Raw genomic sequence first — 21,244 nt, forward strand, 5'->3', positions numbered from 1 at the left:
TTTTAATATGGATAGTGCAATGATTTGGGAATGGGTTGGTTATTTGGCGTCTGTGGTAGTAGCTATCTCTTTGATGATGTCAAACATCAAGAAGTTACGTTGGTTGAATTTGCTGGGGGCTACACTGTTTGTTGCTTATGGGATGGCGATACAGGCTTATCCTGTTGCAGCGGTTAACTTTTTTATTGTACTCATCGATGCTTATTATCTTGTTGTTATCTACCGTGAGCAGCTAAGCCAAAAGTAAGTTTGGAGGTTGGTTTCGATGCAAGTCCTAACCAATCTGCTTATTTTTTCATACCTTTAATTTTAGTCCTCAGTGTAAAAACTCATATATTCCATCAGTCGGGGATACCCTTTAATGGGTTTTACTCTCCAGATATTAAACAATAATACTGTCTGCACTTAAGTGATGACAGTGAGTATTTCTTAGTCTTAATCTTTAAAATAGATTATTTAAATCTATATTAATCGTTTTATTAGATTTCATCTTTTCTCTATTCTAGCTCCATCGACAACACGTCGCCTGCCAAGGAGATAAGCCATGGCTACTATTTTCGATTTAATTGAATCTTGGATTCACACTAAAAAAGACTAAGGAGCAAGATATGAGTCAACAGTATTTAACCAGCCAGAGCGGTTCCCCTATTGCAGACGATCAAAACTCGTTGTCAGCGGGTGAGCGTGGCCCTTTACTCCTACAAGATTGGCATTTAATTGAAAAGCTTGCTCATTTTAACCGTGAGCGTATTCCTGAGCGTGTAGTACATGCTAAAGGTACTGGTGTATACGGGACTTTCACTCTGACCAAAGACTTAAGCGATTACACCATTGCTGACCATTTCAATGGTGTGGGTAAGCAAACTGAAACCTTCGTGCGTTTCTCAACCGTTGGCGGTGAAATGGGTTCTGCCGATGCAGAGCGTGACCCACGTGGTTTTGGTCTGCGCTTCTATACTGCTCGTGGTAATCACGACATAGTGGGTAACAATACGCCGACCTTCTTTCTGCGTGATGGCATTAAGTTCCCGGATTTTATCCATACTCAAAAGCGCAACCCATTGACCAACCTTAAAGATCCACAAGCGATGTGGGACTTCTGGTCATTAAACCCTGAAGCCATGCATCAGGTGACGATTTTGATGTCAGACCGTGGTATTCCGGCAAACTATCGCCAAATGCACGGCTATGGTTCGCATACTTTCTCGTTCTGGAATACTAAAGGCGAGCGTTTCTGGGTGAAGTTTCACTTTAAATCGCAGCAAGGCGTAGTGAACTTAACTAACGAACAGGCTGATAAGTTAAAAGGGATTGACCCTGATTCATCACAACGCGATATGGTGGTGGCGATCACCGATGGCAATTTCCCGCGTTGGACAGTGAATGTGCAGATTATGCCTGAAGCTGATGCCAACACTTACCATATCAACCCATTTGATTTAACTAAGGTTTGGCCACATGGTGATTACCCATTAATTGAAATCGGAGTGTTAGAGCTGAACCGTTTACCGCAAAACTACTTTGCGGAAGTCGAGCAAGTGGCCTTAGCACCGAGTAACTTAGTGCCTGGTGTAGGCGCATCACCTGATAAAATGTTACAGGCACGTTTGTTCGCCTATGCCGATGCACAGCGTTATCGTATTGGCGCGAATTACAACCAATTGCCAGTAAACTGTCCACATGCGGCTAAAGCCAATCATCATCAACGTGCAGGCGCAATGGCAGGAACTCAATGTCCTTATCATGGCAGTCAAACAGGTGGCGATGCTTCAGCAAACTATGGCCCTAATAGCACTGCGGGCGCCTTGGTAGAACCAGCAAACTTTGCTGAGCCACCACTGCGTTTAGATGGCGAAGCGGCGCGTTACAGCCGATACAATCAGGATGATTACACCCAAGCCGGTAATTTGTACCGCATCTTCAGCGAAGATGAAAAAGCCCGCTTAGTGGAAACCATTTCAGGCTCACTGCGTCAAGCGAGTTTAGATGTACAGCAACGTATGCTGGCACTTTTCCAAAAAGCTGATGCTGATTACGGTCAACGGATCCAAACCGCATTAGGGCTATAAGTTAATCTACTAACCCATAGCAAAGGCCTGTGATATCACAGGCCTTTTAATTATTTAAAATTCAATTCATTAGTTGAATTAATAGATTAAGGTTGCGACCCCAAGTAGGGCAAACAAAATCGCGCAGCCCCTGTGGATCCACTTCATCGGTAATTTTTCGGCACTAAAATGGCCCGCAATCACCACTGGCACGTTCGCCAGCAACATACCCAAAGTGGTACCTGCAACCACCATGGCTAAGGCATCGTATTTTGCGGCTAACACGACAGTCGCGATCTGGGTTTTATCGCCCATTTCGGCAATAAAGAACAGAATAAAGGTCGCGACAAAGGGGCCCATTTTATAGAAACGGCTTTCTTCAGCATCCACTTTGTCGGGGATTAACACCCAAAGGGCAATCGCGAAGAAGGAGGCGGCAACCAAGTAACGCGCTACATCAGGACTCACCCAGTTAATGGCCCATTGTCCAAGCCATGCAGCGGCAAAATGGTTAAACAGGGTTGAGAGTAAAATCCCCATAATGATCGCGGTTTTATTTTTAAATCTTGCAGCGAGTAAGAGGGCAAGCAGTTGAGTTTTATCGCCAATCTCGGCGATAGCAACCGTAAAGGTTGAGGCGAGTAACGCTTCCAAGTGTGATCCTTTTAGGGGTGGTTTTTGACATAAGCACAATAGACCGTCCACCCCTAGGTGCGGTTATTGTGCTCAGGTCTTGCAAGACAAATCGATGATTTGCTGTGAACACCATGGCATGTGGCCAAGTATGTTGACGTTCACCCTAGATGTTGATGACTCAAAATCCAGTTAGCTACTCCCCCGAAGCGAGGTGGGCATTATACCCAAGTCGCGATCCGTTTCAAGGTTAAACTTATCAAGATTAAAAGTATAAAATCTGGCAGGTGCCAAAAAAATACCGATTCACATTCTGTAATTCATTGAATTGTAATAATTTAATTTTTGACAACGTTGTCTTTTGTTGTTAGTTTAACCGCATCTCAGTCTTTGAGTTACATCCTGTTAACTTAATCAATTGAGATCCACCGTATTGGGCAAACTAATTGAAAAATTAGGACGCAAAGCCTCCGGTCTAAGGTTGTAAAAGGATGTTAACTAAGATAGCGGGGTTGCTGTAGAATTCAGCGAATATATTGAATTCTTTAAAAAATAAACGGCTTTGCTTAATGCTGTTTTGCCTAAATACCACTTTTATACCAATGCCAATCTTTTATTGAATGGCCCCTACGGAGTACATTAAAGTGGAACATCTGACTGCTTTTTCTCAATCAACTGTCCCTAAATTTGCAATTCCTAAGCTTACTCAGTTAAGCCTAGTTGCATTAGCCTTGACTGCCGGAAGTTCGTTGCTGAGCCAAACGGCATCGGCTCATGGTTATGTTATATCACCAGAGTCTCGCTCCTACGCCTGTAAAACGGGCAGCAACGTCAACTGTGGCGCCATTCAGTGGGAGCCGCAAAGTGTTGAAGGTCCTTCTGGATTCCCTGAGTCTGGCCCTGCTGACGGTAAAATTGCTAGTGCGGCAAATGGGGCATTTTCTCCTTTGGATGAACAGAGCCCAAGTCGTTGGTCTAAGCGCGATATCAAAGCGGGTTGGAATGACTTTTCTTGGCAGTTTACCGCTAACCATGTTACTCGCAATTGGCGTTACTATTTAACTCGTCAAGGCTGGGATCAAAATCAAGCTCTGAGCCGCGCAAGCTTTGACTTAGCCCCCTTTTGTGTGATCGACGGTGGCATGGTGCAACCGCCAAAGCTAGTGACTCATAATTGTTATGTGCCTGAAGATAGAACGGGTTATCACGTTATCTTGGCCGTGTGGGAAGTGGGTGACACCACCAACAGCTTCTACAATGCCATCGATGTAAACTTGAGCTCAGGCGCTGTGGTGCCGGGCGAGTGGACCGATATTGGTGATATTAATCCGTCACTCGATCTTAAAGCGGGTGATAAGGTAATGACGCGGGTGTTTGATGCTAATGGTGAACAAAGCGCTAAGCAAACCCAAATTACCATTGCCGATGCCACCCAAGGTGCTAAGCAAAATTGGCCATTCCTGTTAGCCAGTGCCATTAATGCCCAGCAACCACAACTTAAGGCGGGGCAGAAGAATGCGGCTGGTGTGATTTCACCTGTATATGGCAAAAATGAGATTTTTGCCGCGCCTAAGTCGGGCTTAGAGCGAGTGGAAGTGAGCTTTGATATTGCGCCAGCACCGGGAAATCAGCTTAATGTCACCTCCTTGGCCGATGATTACACCATTGTTGATGGTGCCGCACAGGTCAGTTTTGATGTGAGCACCAATGCGGATATGCAGGTTTCGGCCTATTTATTTAGCCACGATGGCACCGCAGCAGGTTATGTGACGCAGGCGGTAAACAATACCAGCGCGAGTTTTGTGTTGGATGTCGTTGCCCCTAAGGCAGGACATTATCATTTACAAGTGAAAGCCGAGCCTAAACAAGGTGAAGTTATCCAGCAAAACTTTGATCTTTTCCTAAAAGATCAAACCACTGCACCGGATGCTGACTTTATCTTCCCTGAGGGAATAAAAAGCTATGCAGCGGGCACTAAAGTGCTACAACCTAAAACTGGTAAAGTCTATCAATGTAAACCTTGGCCCTACAGTGGCTATTGTGTGCAATGGTCACCAACTGCAACGGGTTTTGAACCTGGCGTAGGTAGCTCTTGGACCATGGCTTGGACTGAGCTGTAATTGAACATTTTGAGTGATTGTTAAATTCAACGGAATGGACTTAAGCATATGGAAGATGTTTAAGTCCATTATCAGCGCGTTTGTGATGTTGCAAAGGCCAAATTAACCTTTAGGTGATTTTAATCGCGCATTTGGCGTATTTTCACAAAGGTAGCGATTTTGTTGGTTTGTATGTTTTCGTTTATCACTGCGCTATTGAGTTGTTACCATTAGGCGCACCTTCTATCTTTGTTCACAACTGGCTTGCCCACTGGGATTGGCTCTGTTAATGTCCCTAGCTATCTTCTATTACGCGCGTTGTCGCTGTTTTGCTAAGGCAATCACGGTTGAAATTAATGTCACTTTTCTGCAAACGATTTAGTTAGCCTCAATGGCGACTGGGTTGAAATATTCAAAAGCTATTGGGGCCAATTGATCTGCTCTATTGAGATCGGATTGGATGCTTTAAGTTTAGTGACGCTTTTCGTTTGAGATTGCTGTTGGCTTAATCACAGAGTGCGCAAGGCTTTATCCTTCAAATCTACTCAAAAACCTTAAAAAAATAATTAATACTTGAACAGGATAATTGTGTGAATTCAAAAATGTTAGGCTCGATAGCCATCGTCGCGGGAACCGCCATTGGCGCGGGAATGTTAGCCTTACCCTTAGCCACGGCTGCGTTAGGTATGATCCCCGCTATTTTATTGATGGTGGTTATTTGGGGGCTGTCAGCCTATACCTCATTGTTAATGCTTGAGATTAACCTTCGTTCTGGTGTGGGCGATAATGTCCATGCGATTACTGGCAAATTACTCGGTAAGAAAGGCCAAATGGTGCAAGGCGCATCGTTCCTTAGCTTACTCTTTGCCTTAACGGCGGCGTATCTAACAGGTGGCTCATCGCTATTAGTGCTCAAAGCGCAAAATATGTTTGATATCGTGTTAGATAACCAACTGGCGGTGGTGTTATTCACCTTAGTACTGGGCGGGTTTGCGGCATTAGGCGTGGCTTGGGTCGATAAAGTGTCGCGCTTTTTGTTTTCATTGATGATTTTATTGCTGATTGTTGTCGTGCTGTTTTTATTACCTGAAGTCAGTATTTCCAGTATGGCAACCAATGCGATGACGCAATCCTTGACCAGCAGTTGGATGGCGGCTATCCCAGTGGTATTTACCTCCTTTGGTTTTCATGTGTGTATTGCAACTTTAGTGCGTTATTTAGACGGTGATGCCGCCTCGCTGCGCAAGGTATTGTTAATAGGTTCAACGATTCCGCTTGCCTGTTATATCTTTTGGTTGTTGGTGACCTTAGGCACTGTGGGGGGCAATGAAATCAGTGGCTTTAATGGTTCTTTGCCAGCGCTTATCAGTGCGTTACAAGAGATTGCACACACGCCTTGGATCAGTAAATGTATTTCGCTATTCGCGGATTTAGCTTTAATCACCTCTTTCCTCGGGGTGACCTTAAGTTTGTATGATTTTGTGGCAGAACTCACCCGCGCTAAGAAGACCTTTTTGGGGCGGACGCAAACCTGGTTATTAACCTTTGTGCCGCCATTGTTATGCGCGCTCTATGTGCCCGAAGGCTTTGTTGCCGTATTAGGCTTTGCTGCGGTGCCGCTGGTGGTGATGATTATTTTTCTGCCGATTGTGATGGCGTTACGTCAACGCCAAGCTGTGCCCCAAGGATACCAAGTGTCAGGTGGAATATTTGCCCTTGGACTTGCAGGTCTGTTGGGAGCCATCATTATTGGTGCTCAGCTATTTGTCGCACTTTAAACTGCGGCAATTGAGCACATTTAAACTTGTAGTGCTTAGTTAATGTATTTGCTTTGTAAGCGAATTTTTCTGAGTCTGTTATAAAGTGCGTACGATATGCTAAAGTCAGGCTCTGTGCCTGACTTTTTACTTTCTGGCTGTCGGGTAAGTGATTCACATCATACGTAGAAATAGCCTCGCAAGCGCTCGGCTTTCTTTATCAAAACGGACTTAAGACAATGAAAAAATGGTTACTCTCAGTTGCTGTGGCGGCGAGTTTTGCTTCCCATGCTGACGAAGGTATGTGGCAGCCGCATCAATTGCCCGCAATGGCCGATGAGCTCAAAGCGAAAGGCTTAGAAATTGATGCTAAATCAATCTCTAAACTTACCGAATTCCCGATGAATGCCGTGATAAGCCTTGGTGGCTGTACGGCATCTTTTGTATCACCCAAAGGCTTAGTGGTGACTAACCATCACTGCGCCTATGGTTCGATTCAATACAATTCTACTGCTGAGAAAAACCTGTTACAGGACGGTTTTTTAGCTAAAACCTTTGCTGATGAATTACCCGCAGCCCCAGGCTCACGGGTATATGTGACTGAAGATGTGACTAATGTTACTGAGCGCGTTAAAGCTGGGCTAGAAAACAAAACGGGACGTGAGTTTTATCAAGGGATTGAAAACCAAGAGAAAGCTCTCGTTGCCGAGTGTGAAAAAGACGAAGGCTATCGTTGCCAGGTGTATAGCTTCCACGGTGGCTTGGAATACTATCTGGTTAAACAGCTAGAAATCCGCGACGTGCGTTTAGTCTACAATCCTGCGGGTAGTGTGGGTAAATACGGTGGCGATATCGATAACTGGATGTGGCCACGTCATACGGGCGACTATTCTTTCTACCGCGCCTATGTGTCTAAAAATGGTAAACCCGCAGAATTTAGCGCTGACAACGTGCCCTACGAGCCAAAGAGCTTCTTAAAAGTCTCTGCTAAAGGCGTGAGTGAAGGTGACTTTGTGATGGTAGCGGGTTACCCCGGCCGCACAAATCGTTATCGCACCGCGACTGAAGTTCAAAATGAGTTTGAGTGGGCTTATCCCGAAGGCAAAATGCTGCGTGAGCGCTTTATTGAAATCATTAAAGCAACTGCGCCAGAGGGCAGTGACGAGCGGATTAAGTATGAGAGCCAAATCGCGGGCTTAGCAAACTATGCTAAAAACTTCACTTCGATGATCGAGTTCTACGGCAAATCGACTATGTTGGCCGATCGTAAAGCCCTTGAAGCTAAACTGGCTGAGTGGATCGCTAAAGACAGCAGCCGTGAGGCTAAATACGGTAAAACCTTAGCCGAATTAGATGCCTTGATTGCTAAGAGCAAAGCGCACCAAGAACGGGATATGATTTTAAGCTACATCAGTAGCACCACTATGTTACCAACGGCGACGAATCTGTACCGTTTAGCCCATGAAAAGCAACTGCCTGATATGCAGCGTGAACCAGGCTTCCAAGACCGTGATATGACTCGCTTTAAGGCAAGCATGGAACGTATTGATCGCCGTTATGCCGCGAGTGTCGATAAGGCCGTACTCTTAGATATGCTAAAACGTTATGCCGCGTTACCTGAAGCGCAGCGTTTACCTGCGATGGATAAAGCCTTTGGTATCGATAACAAGGTTAACGAAGCTAAGCTTGCTAAAACCTTAGATAAAATGTACGCCAAAACCGAACTCGGTAATAAAGATGTGCGTTTAGCTTGGATGGAAAAATCGGTCGACGATTTTAAAGCCTCTAAGGATCCTTTTATTCAATTTGCGGTGGCCATGTATGACACCAATATGAGCGAAGAGAAGAAAGAAAAAGAATTAGACGGCGAGATGATGAAAATACGTCCGCAATATATGGATGCCATCATTGCCTATAATCTTGAGCAGGGTAAGCCCGTTTACGCCGATGCAAACTCTAGCCTGCGTGTTACGGTTGGCCATGTAAAAGGTTATTCGCCAAAAGATGGTTTAGTGGCTGTGCCATTCACTCGCCTCGAAGGCATAGTGCAAAAAGACACGGGAATTGATCCATTCGATGCACCGAAAAAGCAGTTAGAGCTTATTAAACAGAAGCAATACGGTGATTTCTATATGAAATCCATCGATTCTGTGCCTGTAAACTTCCTGTCGACCTTAGATACCACTGGTGGTAACTCAGGTTCACCTACCTTAAACGGCCGCGCCGAATTAGTGGGTCTGCTGTTCGATGGTGTATATGAAAGCATTATCGGCGGCTGGGCATTTGATAATGAAATTAACCGCTCTATTCATGTCGATAGCCGTTATATGTTGTGGGTAATGAAATATTTGGATGGTGCCGACAATCTCTTAGCTGAGATGGAAATCGTTAAATAATCCATTGCCGGATTAGCGTCACTGCGGTCAAAGCAAGACAATAAAAAGCGATAAACCCATAGGGCTTATCGCTTTTTCATTTTGAGATGATAAAACGACCCAATGCCTGCGTATGGTGGAAAGCGGTTTGGGATAGATATTCATTAGGTTGAGTTGCACACGCCCTAGTGCTCGCCAAATATCAAATACTGGCTTTCGTTGCATTCACTCAACGAGACAGTAAATAGAAACTAATCTTGATACTGGCTTAGGGTTTCTATTAGGGACTAATTCAGCAGTATCCAGTTTGAATTTAGCCCTAAATGTCTTGTGGTGTAGCGCTGATGTATTCACCTAAAGTGATCTGTAAGATAAGAAGATCACTGCAGCTTTGGTGGCACAAAAAATAGTGTGCCACTTCACCCTTAGCAGATTATCAGTTCTTAAAAATTTGGACAGAATCATCTATCTCTGCGGGTTCTTCCTGCATAACGGGTGGGTTGGCGATATGGTCGTCTAAATTATCACTCAGCATTTCACGGTATTCTGCGCTAAACCAGTCGAGTGCATTGTCTTTTTCTGCACCTAAATCGGCTGATTTAATCGCCGCTTCAAAAGCATTAAAACGGGCCGCCGCAAAACGCAGGGCGGTACCTACTTTGCCTACATCACCTTCTTGCTGGCTTAGCTGATTGGCTAAGGCAATAAATTGATCGGCAAGTTCAAAAATAGTGGTGTTGCTCGTGTCTGTCATAGCGCTTACTCAAAATAATTTATTGGTGGGCGATTCTATCCTAATTTCTATGGGAAAGAATCGCTAACTCTTAACTATTGGGATCTAAGTCTGTTGTGACGGTTCCCGTTCTTGAATCGTAATAAATGGATAATTTATCGTTAGCCCGATAAAAATATCGGCATTGATTAGGGTTGAGATAACTGGCTTTATAGTCTGTTTCCGTGGCATCAATATTGAGTCGTGAGACGCTCGGCTGCGCATTTTGGAATAACACTTCCCATACAGAGACACAGTCTTCCACATTATCTAATGAAGGTGATGCCTCATTGCCATAAATATAGTGTTGGGCTGGCCAACCGTTAGCATTAAAGTCCACTTGTTCAGATTGTGCTGTGCCAAATACGGGCAAATCTTCCTTGGGGCCTGAGCCTACTTTCACTGCCCAAACTGAACGCGCTAAATTTAAACCGGATTTAAATCCTGCGCCTGCGGCTTTGACTGTAGCTATCTGCGCATCTTGCTGCACATTGATAAACTTGGGCAAAGCCACAACGGCTAAAATTCCAAGCACAATAATCACTACAACGAGTTCAATTAAGGTAAAGCCTGCGGATTGTGGACTTGAGCCTTGTAAGCGGTCGCGGATCATTTATCTGAATGAATAGGGGATAAGTGCCGACACTATAGCACTTAATTGGTGGCATTTTAACTTGAACTATCAGCAGTTCTGGCGAATTAATCGCACAGTGAGCTTGTCATGGTTGCTTATCACTTTTAAGCTAACGGCATTGTAACTTAAGTAAGAGAAACTGATTTTGGCGACTTGGCAAGCATTTATCGACCATCAACGTACGCAGCCTTACTATCAACAGCTGATCGCATTTGTGAATCAACAGCGAGAAGCAGGCAAAGTGATTTATCCTCCGAAAGAGGATGTGTTTAATGCATTCAAAACAACGCCGCTCGAGCAAGTGCGTGTAGTGTTAATTGGTCAAGATCCCTACCATGGCCCCAATCAAGCCCATGGTCTATGTTTCTCAGTGAAACGAGGGGTTAAACCGCCGCCTTCGCTTGCCAATATGTATAAAGAATTGGTTAACGATATTCCGGGATTCCATATTCCCAACCATGGTGATTTAACGGCCTGGGCTGAACAGGGGATTTTGATGCTTAATACTGTCCTCACGGTAGAACAGGGGCAAGCGCACTCCCATGCCAATGCGGGCTGGGAAATTTTTACGACGGAAGCGTTAAAGCTGCTTAATGCGCAGCAACGTCCAATTATCTTCGTGCTGTGGGGGAGTCATGCCATCAAAAAAGGTGCTGTGATTAACGCGCCACAACACCAAATTCTATCGGGACCGCATCCATCTCCTTTATCGGCGTATCGTGGTTTTTTTGGTTGTGGGCATTTTTCAAAAGTGAATCAACTACTGATGGCTCGGGGCGAAGCGCCGATCCAATGGCAAGTTTAAGTTCCATGTTGTAAAGAACGTTAAAAATAAAAAGGCCTTGCTAAGCAAGGCCTTTTTATTGATTGTTCACAACAGCTTAGTGGTTGCGGTCAACAGATATTTTCGCCAGTGAGACTAATGCGGTTTTAAAATCACTGTCAGGTAATGCAGCAAGTGCAGCAATCGCCTTATTTGATTCCTCAATGGCCTTTTGCTGAGTATAAGTGAGCGCGCCGCAATGATGCAGAGCGGCAACTATCTTCTCAATAGCATGGGTGCCATCACCTTGCTCAATCGCATGACGAATGAGTTGCTGCTCTTCTTCTGTGCCATGGGCAATGGCATAGATCAGCGGTAAGGTCGGCTTGCCTTCGGCGAGGTCATCACCGATGTTTTTACCTAACTCTTCACTGTCGGCGGTGTAGTCGAGCAAATCGTCGGTCAATTGGAAGGCTGTACCTAAATACTTACCATAATCGCCCAACGCCGTTTCTTGTTCAGGTGTGGCGCCCGCTAATACAGCGGCAAGTAAGGTTGCGGCTTCGAATAGCTTTGCAGTCTTACAGTAAATCACCCGCATATAGCTTTCTTCGGTAGTATCTGGGTCATTACAGTTCATTAGCTGTAATACTTCGCCCTCAGCTAATACGTTGGTGGTATCGGCTAGTACCCGTAATACTCGCATATTGTCGAGTTCAGTCATCATTTGGAATGAGCGGGTATAAAGGAAGTCACCCACTAATACACTGGCGCTATTACCAAAGAGCGCGTTGGCGGTTTCGCGGCCGCGTCTGAGGGTCGATTCATCGACCACATCATCGTGCAGTAATGAAGCGGTATGAATAAATTCAATAATCGCGGCAAGCTTAAGGTGGGCTTCACCTTTATAGTCGACGGCGCGAGCGGCGAGGACGGACAGTAAAGGACGAAGACGTTTACCACCACCATTGATAATGTAGAAACCTAGCTGGTTGATCAGGGCGACATCTGACTCCAGCTGTTTATAGATCAGCTGATTGACTGCTTGCATATCAGTGTCAGCCAGTTGACGAATAGCGTTTAAATCCATAATAGACTCTGGTTGTGGGGCCATTACGTACCCGGCCTGTATTTTAGGCTCACGTGTTATATAGAATGAATTTTACCTAAAATTCTGACATATGACAGTACTCACACTACTAATGTGCGAGTTATTCCGGCCTTTTTTTATTCTTTCCTAATTAGGGCTTGCCAGATAAGGATTCTTCGCGTAAACTCCGCGCCCATTGTCAATAAAGTTTTTGTAGCATCCTGCCCCCAAGAATGTGGGCCAGCATGTTAGGAATATCGGAGTAAAATAGCTATGTACGCTGTTTTTCAAAGTGGTGGTAAACAACACCGTGTAGCCCCAGGCCACACAGTTCGTTTAGAAAAATTAGAAGTTGCTACTGGTTCAACTGTTGAATTCGATCAAGTTTTACTGATCGCTGACGGTGAAAAAGTGCACGTTGGTGCTCCTTTAGTGGCTGGCGGTAAAGTCGTTGCTGAAGTAGTAAGTCATGGTCGTGGCGAGAAAGTAACTATTGTTAAGTTCCGTCGTCGTAAGCACCACGACAAGAAGTTGGGCCACCGTCAGTGGTTCACCGAAGTTAAAATTACTGCTATCAACGCATAATAGGAGTCTAACTCATGGCACATAAAAAAGCTGGCGGTTCTACTCGTAACGGCCGTGATTCAGAAAGTAAACGTCTAGGTGTTAAGCGCTTTGGCGGTGAATCAGTTCTAGCTGGTAACATTATCGTTCGTCAACGTGGTACTAAATTCCACGCTGGTGTAAACGTGGGTATTGGTCGCGACCACACTCTGTTTGCTCTGACCGACGGTAAAGTAAAATTCGAAGTTAAAGGTCCTAATAACCGTAAGTTTATTAGCATCGAAGCTTAATTTTCGAGTCTAGCTTATACTGTAAAGCCCCGCCTTTGGTGGGGCTTTCTGTTTTTTGTGCTTCTACTTACCTACGTTTCTGGAGCGATTTGATAAATCTTTATCAAATTAAGGGCGTTGACTGGTAAGATTGGGAGCAAGTATCTCGAGTTTTTTGGCGACCGATGAAGTTAAACGGTATAATTCCTTCATTCAGTGATGCCAGGAGTAAGTATGAAGTTTGTCGATGAGGCAGTAATTAGGGTCGAAGCAGGCGACGGCGGTAGCGGTTGCGTGAGTTTCAGACGCGAAAAATATATCCCTGATGGTGGTCCTGATGGTGGTGATGGTGGTGACGGCGGCAGTGTGTATCTGGAGGCCGACGAAAACTTCAACACCTTGATTGAATATCGTTTTGAACGTTTCCACATGGCTGAACGCGGTGAAAACGGTCGTGGCCGTGATTGTACTGGCCATAGTGGTAAAGATTTGATTTTAAAAGTGCCTGTGGGTACTCGTGCGATTGATCATGACACCGAGGAAGTGCTTGGTGATTTAACTACCCATGGCCAGAAGTTATTAGTGGCAAAAGGTGGTTTCCATGGTTTAGGGAATACTCGCTTTAAGAGCAGTACAAACCGTGCGCCCCGCCAGAAAACCTTAGGTACACCGGGTGAAGTGCGTAGCTTAAAATTAGAACTGCTATTGTTAGCCGATGTTGGCTTGCTTGGTATGCCTAATGCGGGTAAATCGACCTTTATTCGTGCAGTGTCTCGTGCGACACCTAAGGTTGCGGATTATCCCTTTACGACATTAGTGCCTAACCTCGGTGTGGTTAACCCACGTCCAGGCCAAAGCTATGTGATCGCAGATATTCCTGGTTTGATCGAAGGCGCGGCAGAAGGTGCGGGTCTGGGTATTCGCTTCTTAAAGCATTTAGAACGTTGCCGTATTCTGTTACATATCATCGATATCGAGCCAATTGATGGCACAGATCCTGTCGACTCTGCCCGTGCAATCGTCGGTGAGCTTGAAAAGTATTCGCCAAAACTGGCAAGCAAACCTCGTTGGTTAGTCTTCAATAAGGCCGATCTACTGCTCGAAGACGAGCTAAAAGAAAAGGTTGACCGAGTTGTTAAAGAGCTTGGTTGGGAAGGTGAGGTTTACACTATTTCCGCCTATGGCCGCGATGGTACTAAGGAATTAGCGACTAAGCTGTGGGATTTCATCCAAAGTCTTCCTCCTGAAGATAAAGATGCAAATCCAGACGATGAAGTCGAATTCAAGTGGGATAATTATCATCAAGCTAACATTGAGTCCGTCAATGAAGATTATGATGATGACTTCGACGATGACTTTGATGATGATGACTACGATGTTGAAGTCATCTACCAAAGATAATATCCATATCTAAGTTTTGAGAGTTTCGTGTACGCAGATACTCAAAATGATATTACTCGGCAAGTTGTGCGGGTTGCACAACTCTTGCTGGCCTACGGTGCTGAATCTGATTTAGTTGAAGAAATCAGCCAGCGCCTAGGTCAGGCCTTAGGCTTAGCAAGTATCGAGCTTTCTATTTCCTCCAATTCCCTCGTGTTAACGAGTTTAGTTCATGGTCGCTGTATCACGACAACGCGTCGGATCCGTGAGCATGGCATTAACATGACCATAGTGTGTGAGTTACAACGTATTTGTTTACTTGCAGAAAAAGGCCTCTATGGCCCCAATGAAGTGCGCAAACGTTTAGCCCGCATCGAGCCTAAGACCTATCCTCCTTATCTTGTTATATTGATGATAGGCTTATCCTGCGCGAGTTTTTGTCACCTCTTTAATGGTGATGTCGCGGCTTCAATCATTACCTTTTTCGCCTCTGCGGTGGGAATGTCGGTGCGCCTTGCGATCGCAAAGCGGCATTTTAATTTGCTGGTGAATTTTGCGGTGACGGCATTTGTCACTAGCATGTTGGCGCAGACGGGTTATGTATTCAACTTGAGTGAGACTCCGCAGGCGGCCATGGCGGCCAGTGTATTAATGCTGGTGCCGGGATTCCCAATGATCAATGCGATTTCTGATATGGTTAAGGGGCATATGAACGTGGGCATTTCCCGTTGGGGACATGCAACATTACTGACGGTTTCTTCGGTCATTGGGATTACAATCGCAATGCAACTTGGTGGTATTTTTCTGTGATGGAATTACTGACTATTTTGCTACACGATGCCTTTTTTTCAGCGATCCCTGCCATCGGCTTTGCCATGGTATTTAATGTACCTAAACGCTTTTTAGTCTACTGTGCATTAGCTGGCGCAATTGGTCATAGCTCTCGCACACTTATGCTGCAATTTGGCTTACCCATTGAGTGGGCGACCTTTGCCGCGGCGGCGTTAGTGGGCACTATTACTATCGGGTTTGCAAAGCGTCATTTAGCGCCGCCGTTGATGTATGCAGTTGCTGCCATTATCCCCATGATCCCAGGTACTTATGCATTCAATACTGTGATTGCCTTAGTGCAACTCACGGCACAATCGCAGGTAAGCCAAGAGCTAACAGGCCAAGTGATTAGTAATGGGCTAAAAACAGTCTTTATTCTAGGGGCACTATCGGTTGGTTTAGCCTTGCCGAGTTTGCTGTACTTTAGAACCCGTCCAGTTATTAAATAAAAACAATTCCACAGGAGTGACCATGCGCATTGCTATGATAGCCGCGATGGCAAACAATCGAGTCATCGGAAAAGACAATAAAATGCCATGGCATCTACCCGAAGATTTACGCCATTTTAAAGCCATGACCTTAGGTAAGCCAGTTGTGATGGGCCGTAAAACCTTTGAATCAATCGGTCGACCTTTACCTGGGCGTCATAATATTGTGATTTCTCGCCAAGCGGATTTATTAATCGAGGGCGTAACCTGTGTCACATCATTTGAAGCTGCCAAAGAGGCGGCTGGCGATTGTGAAGAGTTGGTGGTCATTGGCGGTGGACAATTGTATCAACAGCTATTACCCCAAGCCGATAGGCTCTATCTAACTCAAATTAACTTAGACGTTGAAGGTGATACCTTTTTCCCTGCTTGGAAAAACGATGAGTGGCAAGAAACCGAATCCGTAGCAGCTATAAATGCTGATGGGCTGGAATATCGCTTTATCAATTTGGCAAAAAAATGTTAAATTATGTCGTTATGTTGTGTACCCTGTGCGTATGGATTGTCAATATGTCGAAGGTATTATACCGGCTAGGCGCCAGTAGGCTGAGATAACTGTGTTATCGAGAGCTATCTGAACCTGAGAGGTCAATTATCGTTAGAGATAGACGCAGACCATACAAACCATAAAAAAATTATAAGAAAGTATTAAGGAGTATCGGATGCGTCTAATGCCTGTAGCCTTGGCTGCACTAATCGGATTTAGCTATGTTTCTGTGCCAACCTCGGCTAAAGCGAATGAAGCAGATCCGCTTGTTGCGAGTATTTGTGATTACGTTAAAGCGAACGATAAAAACCGCTTACGTAAAAAATTAAAAGAAAGTCGTGTTAAATTGCGCCAAGTTTACAGCGGAATTAGTTGTGACGGCCAAAGCTTACTACGTACCGCCTATGCCGTGAATGCGAATGATGCGGGTGAGTTTGTTGCTAAGCGGTTATCCGCCAACGAGCTAAGCGTACCAGAAGCGGATGGCATGACTATCCAAGCTTGGGCTGAGGCAAATGGTCATAGTGCCAGTCCTATCACTGCAGCGGTTAAAGAGCGTTTAGGTGCAGGCGCTGGCGGTGAAGAAGAGTAATAGCCTGTTTAATCATTTTCTCGCGTGCTTTTACATAGGCAAAGAATAATACGTAAAAAATGCCGAACTCAGTTCGGCATTTTTTATGGGTGTCGTTTAGGCCGTTTTTACCGAATATTGAGCTGAGTTCCGAAATTGCATTTATAGCATTTGGCTGCGGTATAGCCTGATAACCGAGTACAAGGGAAAGCGCAAGCCAAAGAAAAGGGCCGCGACAGCGACCCTATTTATACCTGAGTGTTTGCTTACACTCTAAATTCACCGACAGAAGCTTGTAGCTCTTCGGCAAGCTTAGCCACCTGATGGCTTGATTGGGCGGTTTGATCTGCGCCAATCGCGGTCTCTTCCGAAATTGCTGCAATATGTTCTAGTTTTTCAGACACTTGTTGGCTTACTAAATTTTGTTCCTGCGCGGCGTGGGCAATATGAGTGCCTGCATCATAGGCTTTATGCACCGACTGGCTGATGGTCTCTAGGGCAAGGTTGGCTTGTTCTGTTTTTGCTACGCAGGCATTGGCTTGGGCACGGCCCATATCCATCGCAGCCACTGCTTGCTGTGCCCCTTGCTGCAATACCTCAATCATTTGTTGAATTTCACGGGTCGAGACTTGGGTTCTTGATGCTAGGCTTCTTACTTCGTCGGCGACGACCGCAAAGCCACGGCCTTGTTCACCCGCCCGCGCGGCTTCAATGGCCGCGTTCAATGCCAATAGGTTCGTCTGTTCGGCAATGCCGCGGATCACATCCAAAATCGAGCCAATTGAGGCGCTATCCGATTGGACCTTGTTAATCACTTGGCCCGCTTTAGCCACTTCTTCCGCTAAGGCCAGAATAGTGTGTTTATTTTCCTCGGCAATAGCACGCATATGCTTAGCTTCTTGATCAGCTTGTTTAATTTGTGCGAGGGCATCATCGGCACTCATCGACACTTGTTGCGCGCTGGAGCTTAATTCTGTCGTTGCAGTAGCCACTTGATCGACTTGATTCTTTTGTTCTTGGATACCCGTGGTGGTTTGTGCGGTGATTGCAGAGGTCTGTTCAGCTGCGGCGGCAAGCTGGTTTGAACGATCTAAAATACCCGCAATTAAGCCGCGTAAACTATCGACCAAACGATTACAGTTTTTGGCAAGTTCAGCAAACTCATCGTGACCTGAATCATCTAATTTGTGGGTTAAATTACCTGAAGCGAGCACATTCAGCGCATTGTTTACTTGGTTCAGCGAGCGTTTTAGGGGCGTGACTACGGCAAAGCTGATAATAACGGCGACAACAATTGCGATAAGCACCACAATCATAGTGCGGATACTTGCTGCATCAATTTGAGCAATGGTTTCTTGGCTCATTTGTGCCGCAACCGCTTCGATATTATTGCTCACTTCTTCCATGTTACGATCGATGATTTTTGCGTCTTTCTCAATAATGCTGAGTTGATTCGATGCCGCCAGTGCGTGGTTCAGCTGGCTCGCTTTGAGTTGCACCATAGAATCTGAGCCTTCGAGGAGTGCCAGTACTTTTTTAATATCTTGGTTAATCGATTCTAAGGTATCAGCTTCAATAATACCCTGCGCATGGCGGTTAACGTATTCGAGCTTATTTTTGCTTTCGCTAAGAATGTAATCAAGTTCCTTGGAAATGAGTTCGTGTTTACTCATTTCTTCGTTTGTCACCAAATCAGCAATGGTGGTGATGATATTCCCCATGCTGCTATCAATTGCACTGGCTGAAGCTGCAAGACTCTGGGCATCAGGGTTTTGGCTATTTTCTAAATCGATAATATCGAGCAGTACCGATGAGGCATCATCGGCGGCATTTTCGAGTTTCTTTTTTAAATTGATAAGCTGTTCTTGTTTGCTTAACGCGGCTTCTCGCTCGGTAAGCATGGCCAAACTATCCCGCTCAAAGGTAGAAAAGCTTGTATTTAATTGAGAAATCAATGATGACAAGTTGTTTTGCTTTTGAACAAGCTGGTTGAGATTGCTGATCTCATTTTTAAACTGGGCGCTATGGTCGTTAAATACTTTACGGATATCGGGAATGAGCCGGGATTTTGGGGCATGGTAAGCGATTAATACTTGACGCTGTTGCTCACTCAGGGACTCGGTTAAATGATTGGTCGACTTTAGGGCTGGCAGGCTGAGTTCTTGCATCATCGCCGAACTATCTTTGAGGCTAATGTTTGTCAGGTAAGAGGTAAATCCTAACAACACAAGTAAAAGCGTGACTATGCTAAACCCGCCAATGACTCGGGTGGCTACATTAACTTTCATAGGATACTCCGGTTATTATTATATTATTCCGAATGAAAAGATTATTAAATTCAGGGCTTAGACGCACTGTCGTTTATCGACCAAAGTTAAGGTTAGTTTAACTCTTTTTTAACTTTTTTTGGGTAATTTTTTGGTCTTTTTCAAGATGCCATAGGGTGAGGTGTTCTCCCCAGCAACAGCCTGTATCGAGTGCTTTTAACTTAGGATCTTTCACTTTTCCCATCAATGCAGCCCAATGTCCAAACACTAATGTGTGACTTTGGCGTAATGCCGACGTAAATTCAAACCACGGGCGAAGCTGTGGATTACTGCAATTTTCTGGTGGCTGTTTACAATCAAAATCCAAATGACCATCGATATACAAATAACGCATGCGGGTCAACGCATTAATACAAAATCGCAGCCGATTTATACCAATAGCACTTGGGTCCCAACGTTCTGCAGTGTCGGTATACATTTGGCGAATGAGAGCATCGAGATAATCATTTTGCTGTAGGGCTTGGCTAACTAGTTGGGATTCTTGCTTTAATTGTTCTAATGACCATTGCGGTGGCACGCCAGCATGGGTCATGATGACGTTATGTTCTGGCAACTCCCGCATTAGGGGTTGCTGCCTAAGCCAGTCGATAAGGCTCGAAATATCCGGTGCGTTTAATAGTGGTGTGAGGTTATCACTGGGTTTATCCCGCTTAAGTTTGCCATGCAGGGCCAGTAAATGCAGATCGTGGTTCCCGAGAACCGTTTTGCCCGCATCACCTAGAGATTGAAAAAAGCGCAGTGTCGCTAATGAATCTGGACCTCTAGCGACAAGATCACCCACCGCCCACAGTTCATCGCGGGATGGATTAAAGTCGACTTTAGCAAGTAATTTTTGGAGTTCGGCAAAACAGCCTTGGACATCACCAACAAAATAATGGGCCACAGTATCCTTTCTTAAATTAAATCAGTGTAATAAACCAGGAGTCGCTAAACGGAAGGGCTTAATGGTTGCCTTAAAACGTTCGCCAGATTCGCTGACCATACCATAAGTACCATACATAATGCCAAGAGGCGTATCGAGTACTGTGCCACTGGTATATTGGTAGGCGGTATTGGGTGGAATGCTTGGGGTTTCGCCGACGACTCCTGCACCTTGTACTTCAGTCATTTTGCCGTTCGCGTCGGTAATGATCCAGTGACGGGTTTCGAGTTTTGCGGTCTGCTCACCGAGGTTAATAATGGTGATAGTGTAGCTAAAGAGGTATTTCTGATCCTCTGGCGAGGATTGTTGTTCAATATACTCGGTTTTGACTTCGACTCGGATAGAGTTATCCAATACGCTCATGTGAGTTCCTACAATGATATTGGGCACCTAAGTGCCCATCAAACTTAACTGCTTAAGCCTGCTTATCACATACCATATTCGCCATTGCAACATATTGTTCAACGGAGATTTGTTCTGGACGCAGGTTGTGATCGATACCTAACTGTTCGAACTCTTCATCACTTAACACTTGTTTGAGGTTATTACGCAGTGTTTTGCGGCGCATATTGAATGCCGTGGTACATAGCTGGCGTAGCACATTCACATCTTTACAGGGGAAGGGTTTTTCTGCATAGGGCAAAAGGCGCACTACGGCAGAATCCACTTTCGGTGGCGGCGCAAAGCTATGGGGTGGTACTTCGAGTACGGGGACCACTTGGCAAAAATATTGTGCCATAACCGTTAATCTGCCATAGGCTTTCGTGCCTGGACTTGCAGATAAACGCAGCACTACTTCCTTCTGCAACATAAAGTGCATGGTTTCAATCAGTTCGGCAAACTCGAACAGATGGAACATTAACGGAGTTGAAATATTGTAAGGTAAGTTACCAAAAACTTTGAGTTTTTTACCTGGGACAACCAACTGACTAAAATCAAACTGCAATGCATCGCCCTGATGAATGGTGAGCTTATCCTTAAGTACTGGGTGATGCTGCAAGCGCTCAACCAAATCGCGGTCTAACTCCACTACGGTGAGATTGTCTATCGAGGAGGCGACTGGCTCCGTTAAAGCGCCAAGGCCTGGGCCGATCTCTACCATCACATGGTCGTTATCGGGGGCGATCGCACCCACAATGCGGTTAATCACATTGTTGTCAGTTAAGAAGTTTTGTCCGAAACGCTTTCTGGCCGTGTGGCCTAAATGTACTTTGCTACTCATTAATATTTAATC

21 protein-coding genes and 1 riboswitch are annotated in these 21,244 nt (G+C 45.1%); of the genes, 13 read left to right on the forward strand and 8 right to left on the reverse strand.

Features of this window, described 5'->3' with window-relative positions; genetic code table 11:
- Nucleotides 1-7: 7 nt before the first annotated feature.
- Both FJD32_RS05120 and katB read left to right on the forward strand, forming a co-directional pair.
- Nucleotides 8-247: a YgjV family protein gene (locus FJD32_RS05120; RefSeq protein WP_037426164.1), complete on the forward strand. Its 240-nt coding sequence runs from the start codon at nucleotides 8-10 to the stop codon at nucleotides 245-247.
- 361 nt (nucleotides 248-608) lie between these two features.
- Nucleotides 609-2,069 carry a catalase KatB gene (gene katB, locus FJD32_RS05125; protein ID WP_140906497.1) on the forward strand — a complete coding sequence of 487 codons (1,461 nt, stop codon included), beginning with the start codon at nucleotides 609-611 and terminating at the stop codon, nucleotides 2,067-2,069.
- Between the two features lie 78 nt (nucleotides 2,070-2,147).
- Here the strand turns inward: katB and FJD32_RS05130 are convergent, their stop codons facing one another.
- The gene (locus FJD32_RS05130) at nucleotides 2,148-2,702 is read right to left on the reverse strand and encodes a TMEM165/GDT1 family protein (protein WP_037414866.1); all 555 of its coding nucleotides are present in this window, start codon (nucleotides 2,700-2,702) and stop codon (nucleotides 2,148-2,150) included.
- A 405-nt stretch (nucleotides 2,703-3,107) separates the two neighbouring features.
- A riboswitch (cyclic di-GMP riboswitch) is annotated at nucleotides 3,108-3,201 on the forward strand.
- A gap of 124 nt (nucleotides 3,202-3,325) precedes the next feature.
- Here FJD32_RS05130 and gbpA point away from each other — a divergent pair.
- From gbpA to FJD32_RS05145, 3 genes are all read left to right on the forward strand, one after another.
- Complete coding sequence (gene gbpA, locus FJD32_RS05135; RefSeq protein WP_050991302.1) at nucleotides 3,326-4,801, forward strand: N-acetylglucosamine-binding protein GbpA; 1,476 nt, start codon at nucleotides 3,326-3,328, stop codon at nucleotides 4,799-4,801.
- A 581-nt stretch (nucleotides 4,802-5,382) separates the two neighbouring features.
- On the forward strand, nucleotides 5,383-6,558 hold the full coding sequence (locus FJD32_RS05140) for an aromatic amino acid transport family protein (RefSeq protein WP_037414953.1): 1,176 nt from the start codon (nucleotides 5,383-5,385) through the stop codon (nucleotides 6,556-6,558).
- 218 nt (nucleotides 6,559-6,776) lie between these two features.
- Nucleotides 6,777-8,933: a S46 family peptidase gene (locus FJD32_RS05145; protein WP_037414864.1), complete on the forward strand. Its 2,157-nt coding sequence runs from the start codon at nucleotides 6,777-6,779 to the stop codon at nucleotides 8,931-8,933.
- Between the two features lie 415 nt (nucleotides 8,934-9,348).
- Here the strand turns inward: FJD32_RS05145 and FJD32_RS05150 are convergent, their stop codons facing one another.
- Both FJD32_RS05150 and FJD32_RS05155 read right to left on the reverse strand, forming a co-directional pair.
- On the reverse strand, nucleotides 9,349-9,666 hold the full coding sequence (locus FJD32_RS05150; RefSeq protein ID WP_037421448.1) for a DUF3144 domain-containing protein: 318 nt from the start codon (nucleotides 9,664-9,666) through the stop codon (nucleotides 9,349-9,351).
- 70 nt (nucleotides 9,667-9,736) lie between these two features.
- A complete protein-coding gene (locus FJD32_RS05155) occupies nucleotides 9,737-10,297 on the reverse strand; it encodes a prepilin-type N-terminal cleavage/methylation domain-containing protein (protein WP_037421445.1) in 561 nt (186 codons plus the stop codon).
- 160 nt (nucleotides 10,298-10,457) lie between these two features.
- On the opposite strand from FJD32_RS05155, the gene ung reads away from it, so the two are divergent.
- Entirely contained in the window at nucleotides 10,458-11,123 is a 666-nt protein-coding gene (gene ung / locus FJD32_RS05160; protein WP_086023977.1) for a uracil-DNA glycosylase, read from the forward strand.
- Nucleotides 11,124-11,199: 76 nt separating this feature from the next.
- On the opposite strand, the gene ispB is transcribed toward ung, so the two are convergent.
- The gene (ispB, locus tag FJD32_RS05165; protein ID WP_037426181.1) at nucleotides 11,200-12,171 is read right to left on the reverse strand and encodes an octaprenyl diphosphate synthase; all 972 of its coding nucleotides are present in this window, start codon (nucleotides 12,169-12,171) and stop codon (nucleotides 11,200-11,202) included.
- A 273-nt stretch (nucleotides 12,172-12,444) separates the two neighbouring features.
- On the opposite strand from ispB, the gene rplU reads away from it, so the two are divergent.
- The 7 genes from rplU (at nucleotide 12,445) to FJD32_RS05200 (ending at nucleotide 16,782) form a co-directional block, all read left to right on the forward strand.
- Nucleotides 12,445-12,756 (forward strand): 50S ribosomal protein L21, encoded by a 312-nt coding sequence (rplU, locus tag FJD32_RS05170; protein WP_011073451.1) that lies wholly within the window; start codon nucleotides 12,445-12,447, stop codon nucleotides 12,754-12,756.
- Between the two features lie 14 nt (nucleotides 12,757-12,770).
- A complete protein-coding gene (gene rpmA / locus FJD32_RS05175) occupies nucleotides 12,771-13,025 on the forward strand; it encodes a 50S ribosomal protein L27 (RefSeq protein ID WP_007650346.1) in 255 nt (84 codons plus the stop codon).
- 213 nt (nucleotides 13,026-13,238) lie between these two features.
- Nucleotides 13,239-14,405 (forward strand): Obg family GTPase CgtA, encoded by a 1,167-nt coding sequence (cgtA, locus tag FJD32_RS05180; RefSeq protein WP_037421441.1) that lies wholly within the window; start codon nucleotides 13,239-13,241, stop codon nucleotides 14,403-14,405.
- A 27-nt stretch (nucleotides 14,406-14,432) separates the two neighbouring features.
- The gene (locus FJD32_RS05185) at nucleotides 14,433-15,194 is read left to right on the forward strand and encodes a threonine/serine exporter family protein (protein ID WP_037421437.1); all 762 of its coding nucleotides are present in this window, start codon (nucleotides 14,433-14,435) and stop codon (nucleotides 15,192-15,194) included.
- On the forward strand, nucleotides 15,191-15,664 hold the full coding sequence (locus FJD32_RS05190) for a threonine/serine exporter family protein (RefSeq protein WP_037421434.1): 474 nt from the start codon (nucleotides 15,191-15,193) through the stop codon (nucleotides 15,662-15,664). The genes FJD32_RS05185 and FJD32_RS05190 overlap by 4 nt, the downstream gene beginning before the upstream one ends.
- Nucleotides 15,665-15,686: 22 nt before the next feature.
- Nucleotides 15,687-16,169, forward strand: coding sequence for a type 3 dihydrofolate reductase (gene folA, locus FJD32_RS05195; RefSeq protein WP_037421431.1), 483 nt, complete (start codon nucleotides 15,687-15,689; stop codon nucleotides 16,167-16,169).
- Nucleotides 16,170-16,365: 196 nt separating this feature from the next.
- Nucleotides 16,366-16,782, forward strand: a complete 417-nt coding sequence (locus FJD32_RS05200; RefSeq protein WP_037426172.1) for a DUF3718 domain-containing protein — start codon at nucleotides 16,366-16,368, stop codon at nucleotides 16,780-16,782.
- Between the two features lie 245 nt (nucleotides 16,783-17,027).
- Here FJD32_RS05200 and FJD32_RS05205 read toward each other — a convergent pair whose 3' ends face one another.
- The 4 genes from FJD32_RS05205 to rsmA all read right to left on the reverse strand — a co-directional run bounded on the left by FJD32_RS05205 (nucleotide 17,028) and on the right by rsmA (nucleotide 21,232).
- The gene (locus FJD32_RS05205) at nucleotides 17,028-19,049 is read right to left on the reverse strand and encodes a methyl-accepting chemotaxis protein (protein WP_037430780.1); all 2,022 of its coding nucleotides are present in this window, start codon (nucleotides 19,047-19,049) and stop codon (nucleotides 17,028-17,030) included.
- 97 nt (nucleotides 19,050-19,146) lie between these two features.
- Nucleotides 19,147-19,971, reverse strand: coding sequence for a symmetrical bis(5'-nucleosyl)-tetraphosphatase (locus FJD32_RS05210; protein ID WP_047535502.1), 825 nt, complete (start codon nucleotides 19,969-19,971; stop codon nucleotides 19,147-19,149).
- Between the two features lie 21 nt (nucleotides 19,972-19,992).
- Nucleotides 19,993-20,373 (reverse strand): Co2+/Mg2+ efflux protein ApaG, encoded by a 381-nt coding sequence (gene apaG, locus FJD32_RS05215; RefSeq protein WP_037421420.1) that lies wholly within the window; start codon nucleotides 20,371-20,373, stop codon nucleotides 19,993-19,995.
- A gap of 52 nt (nucleotides 20,374-20,425) precedes the next feature.
- Entirely contained in the window at nucleotides 20,426-21,232 is an 807-nt protein-coding gene (gene rsmA / locus FJD32_RS05220) for a 16S rRNA (adenine(1518)-N(6)/adenine(1519)-N(6))-dimethyltransferase RsmA (RefSeq protein WP_037421417.1), read from the reverse strand.
- Nucleotides 21,233-21,244 lie beyond the last annotated feature (12 nt).

Source organism: Shewanella sp. LC6 (assembly GCF_006385735.2).
Lineage (GTDB): Bacteria > Pseudomonadota > Gammaproteobacteria > Enterobacterales > Shewanellaceae > Shewanella > Shewanella xiamenensis.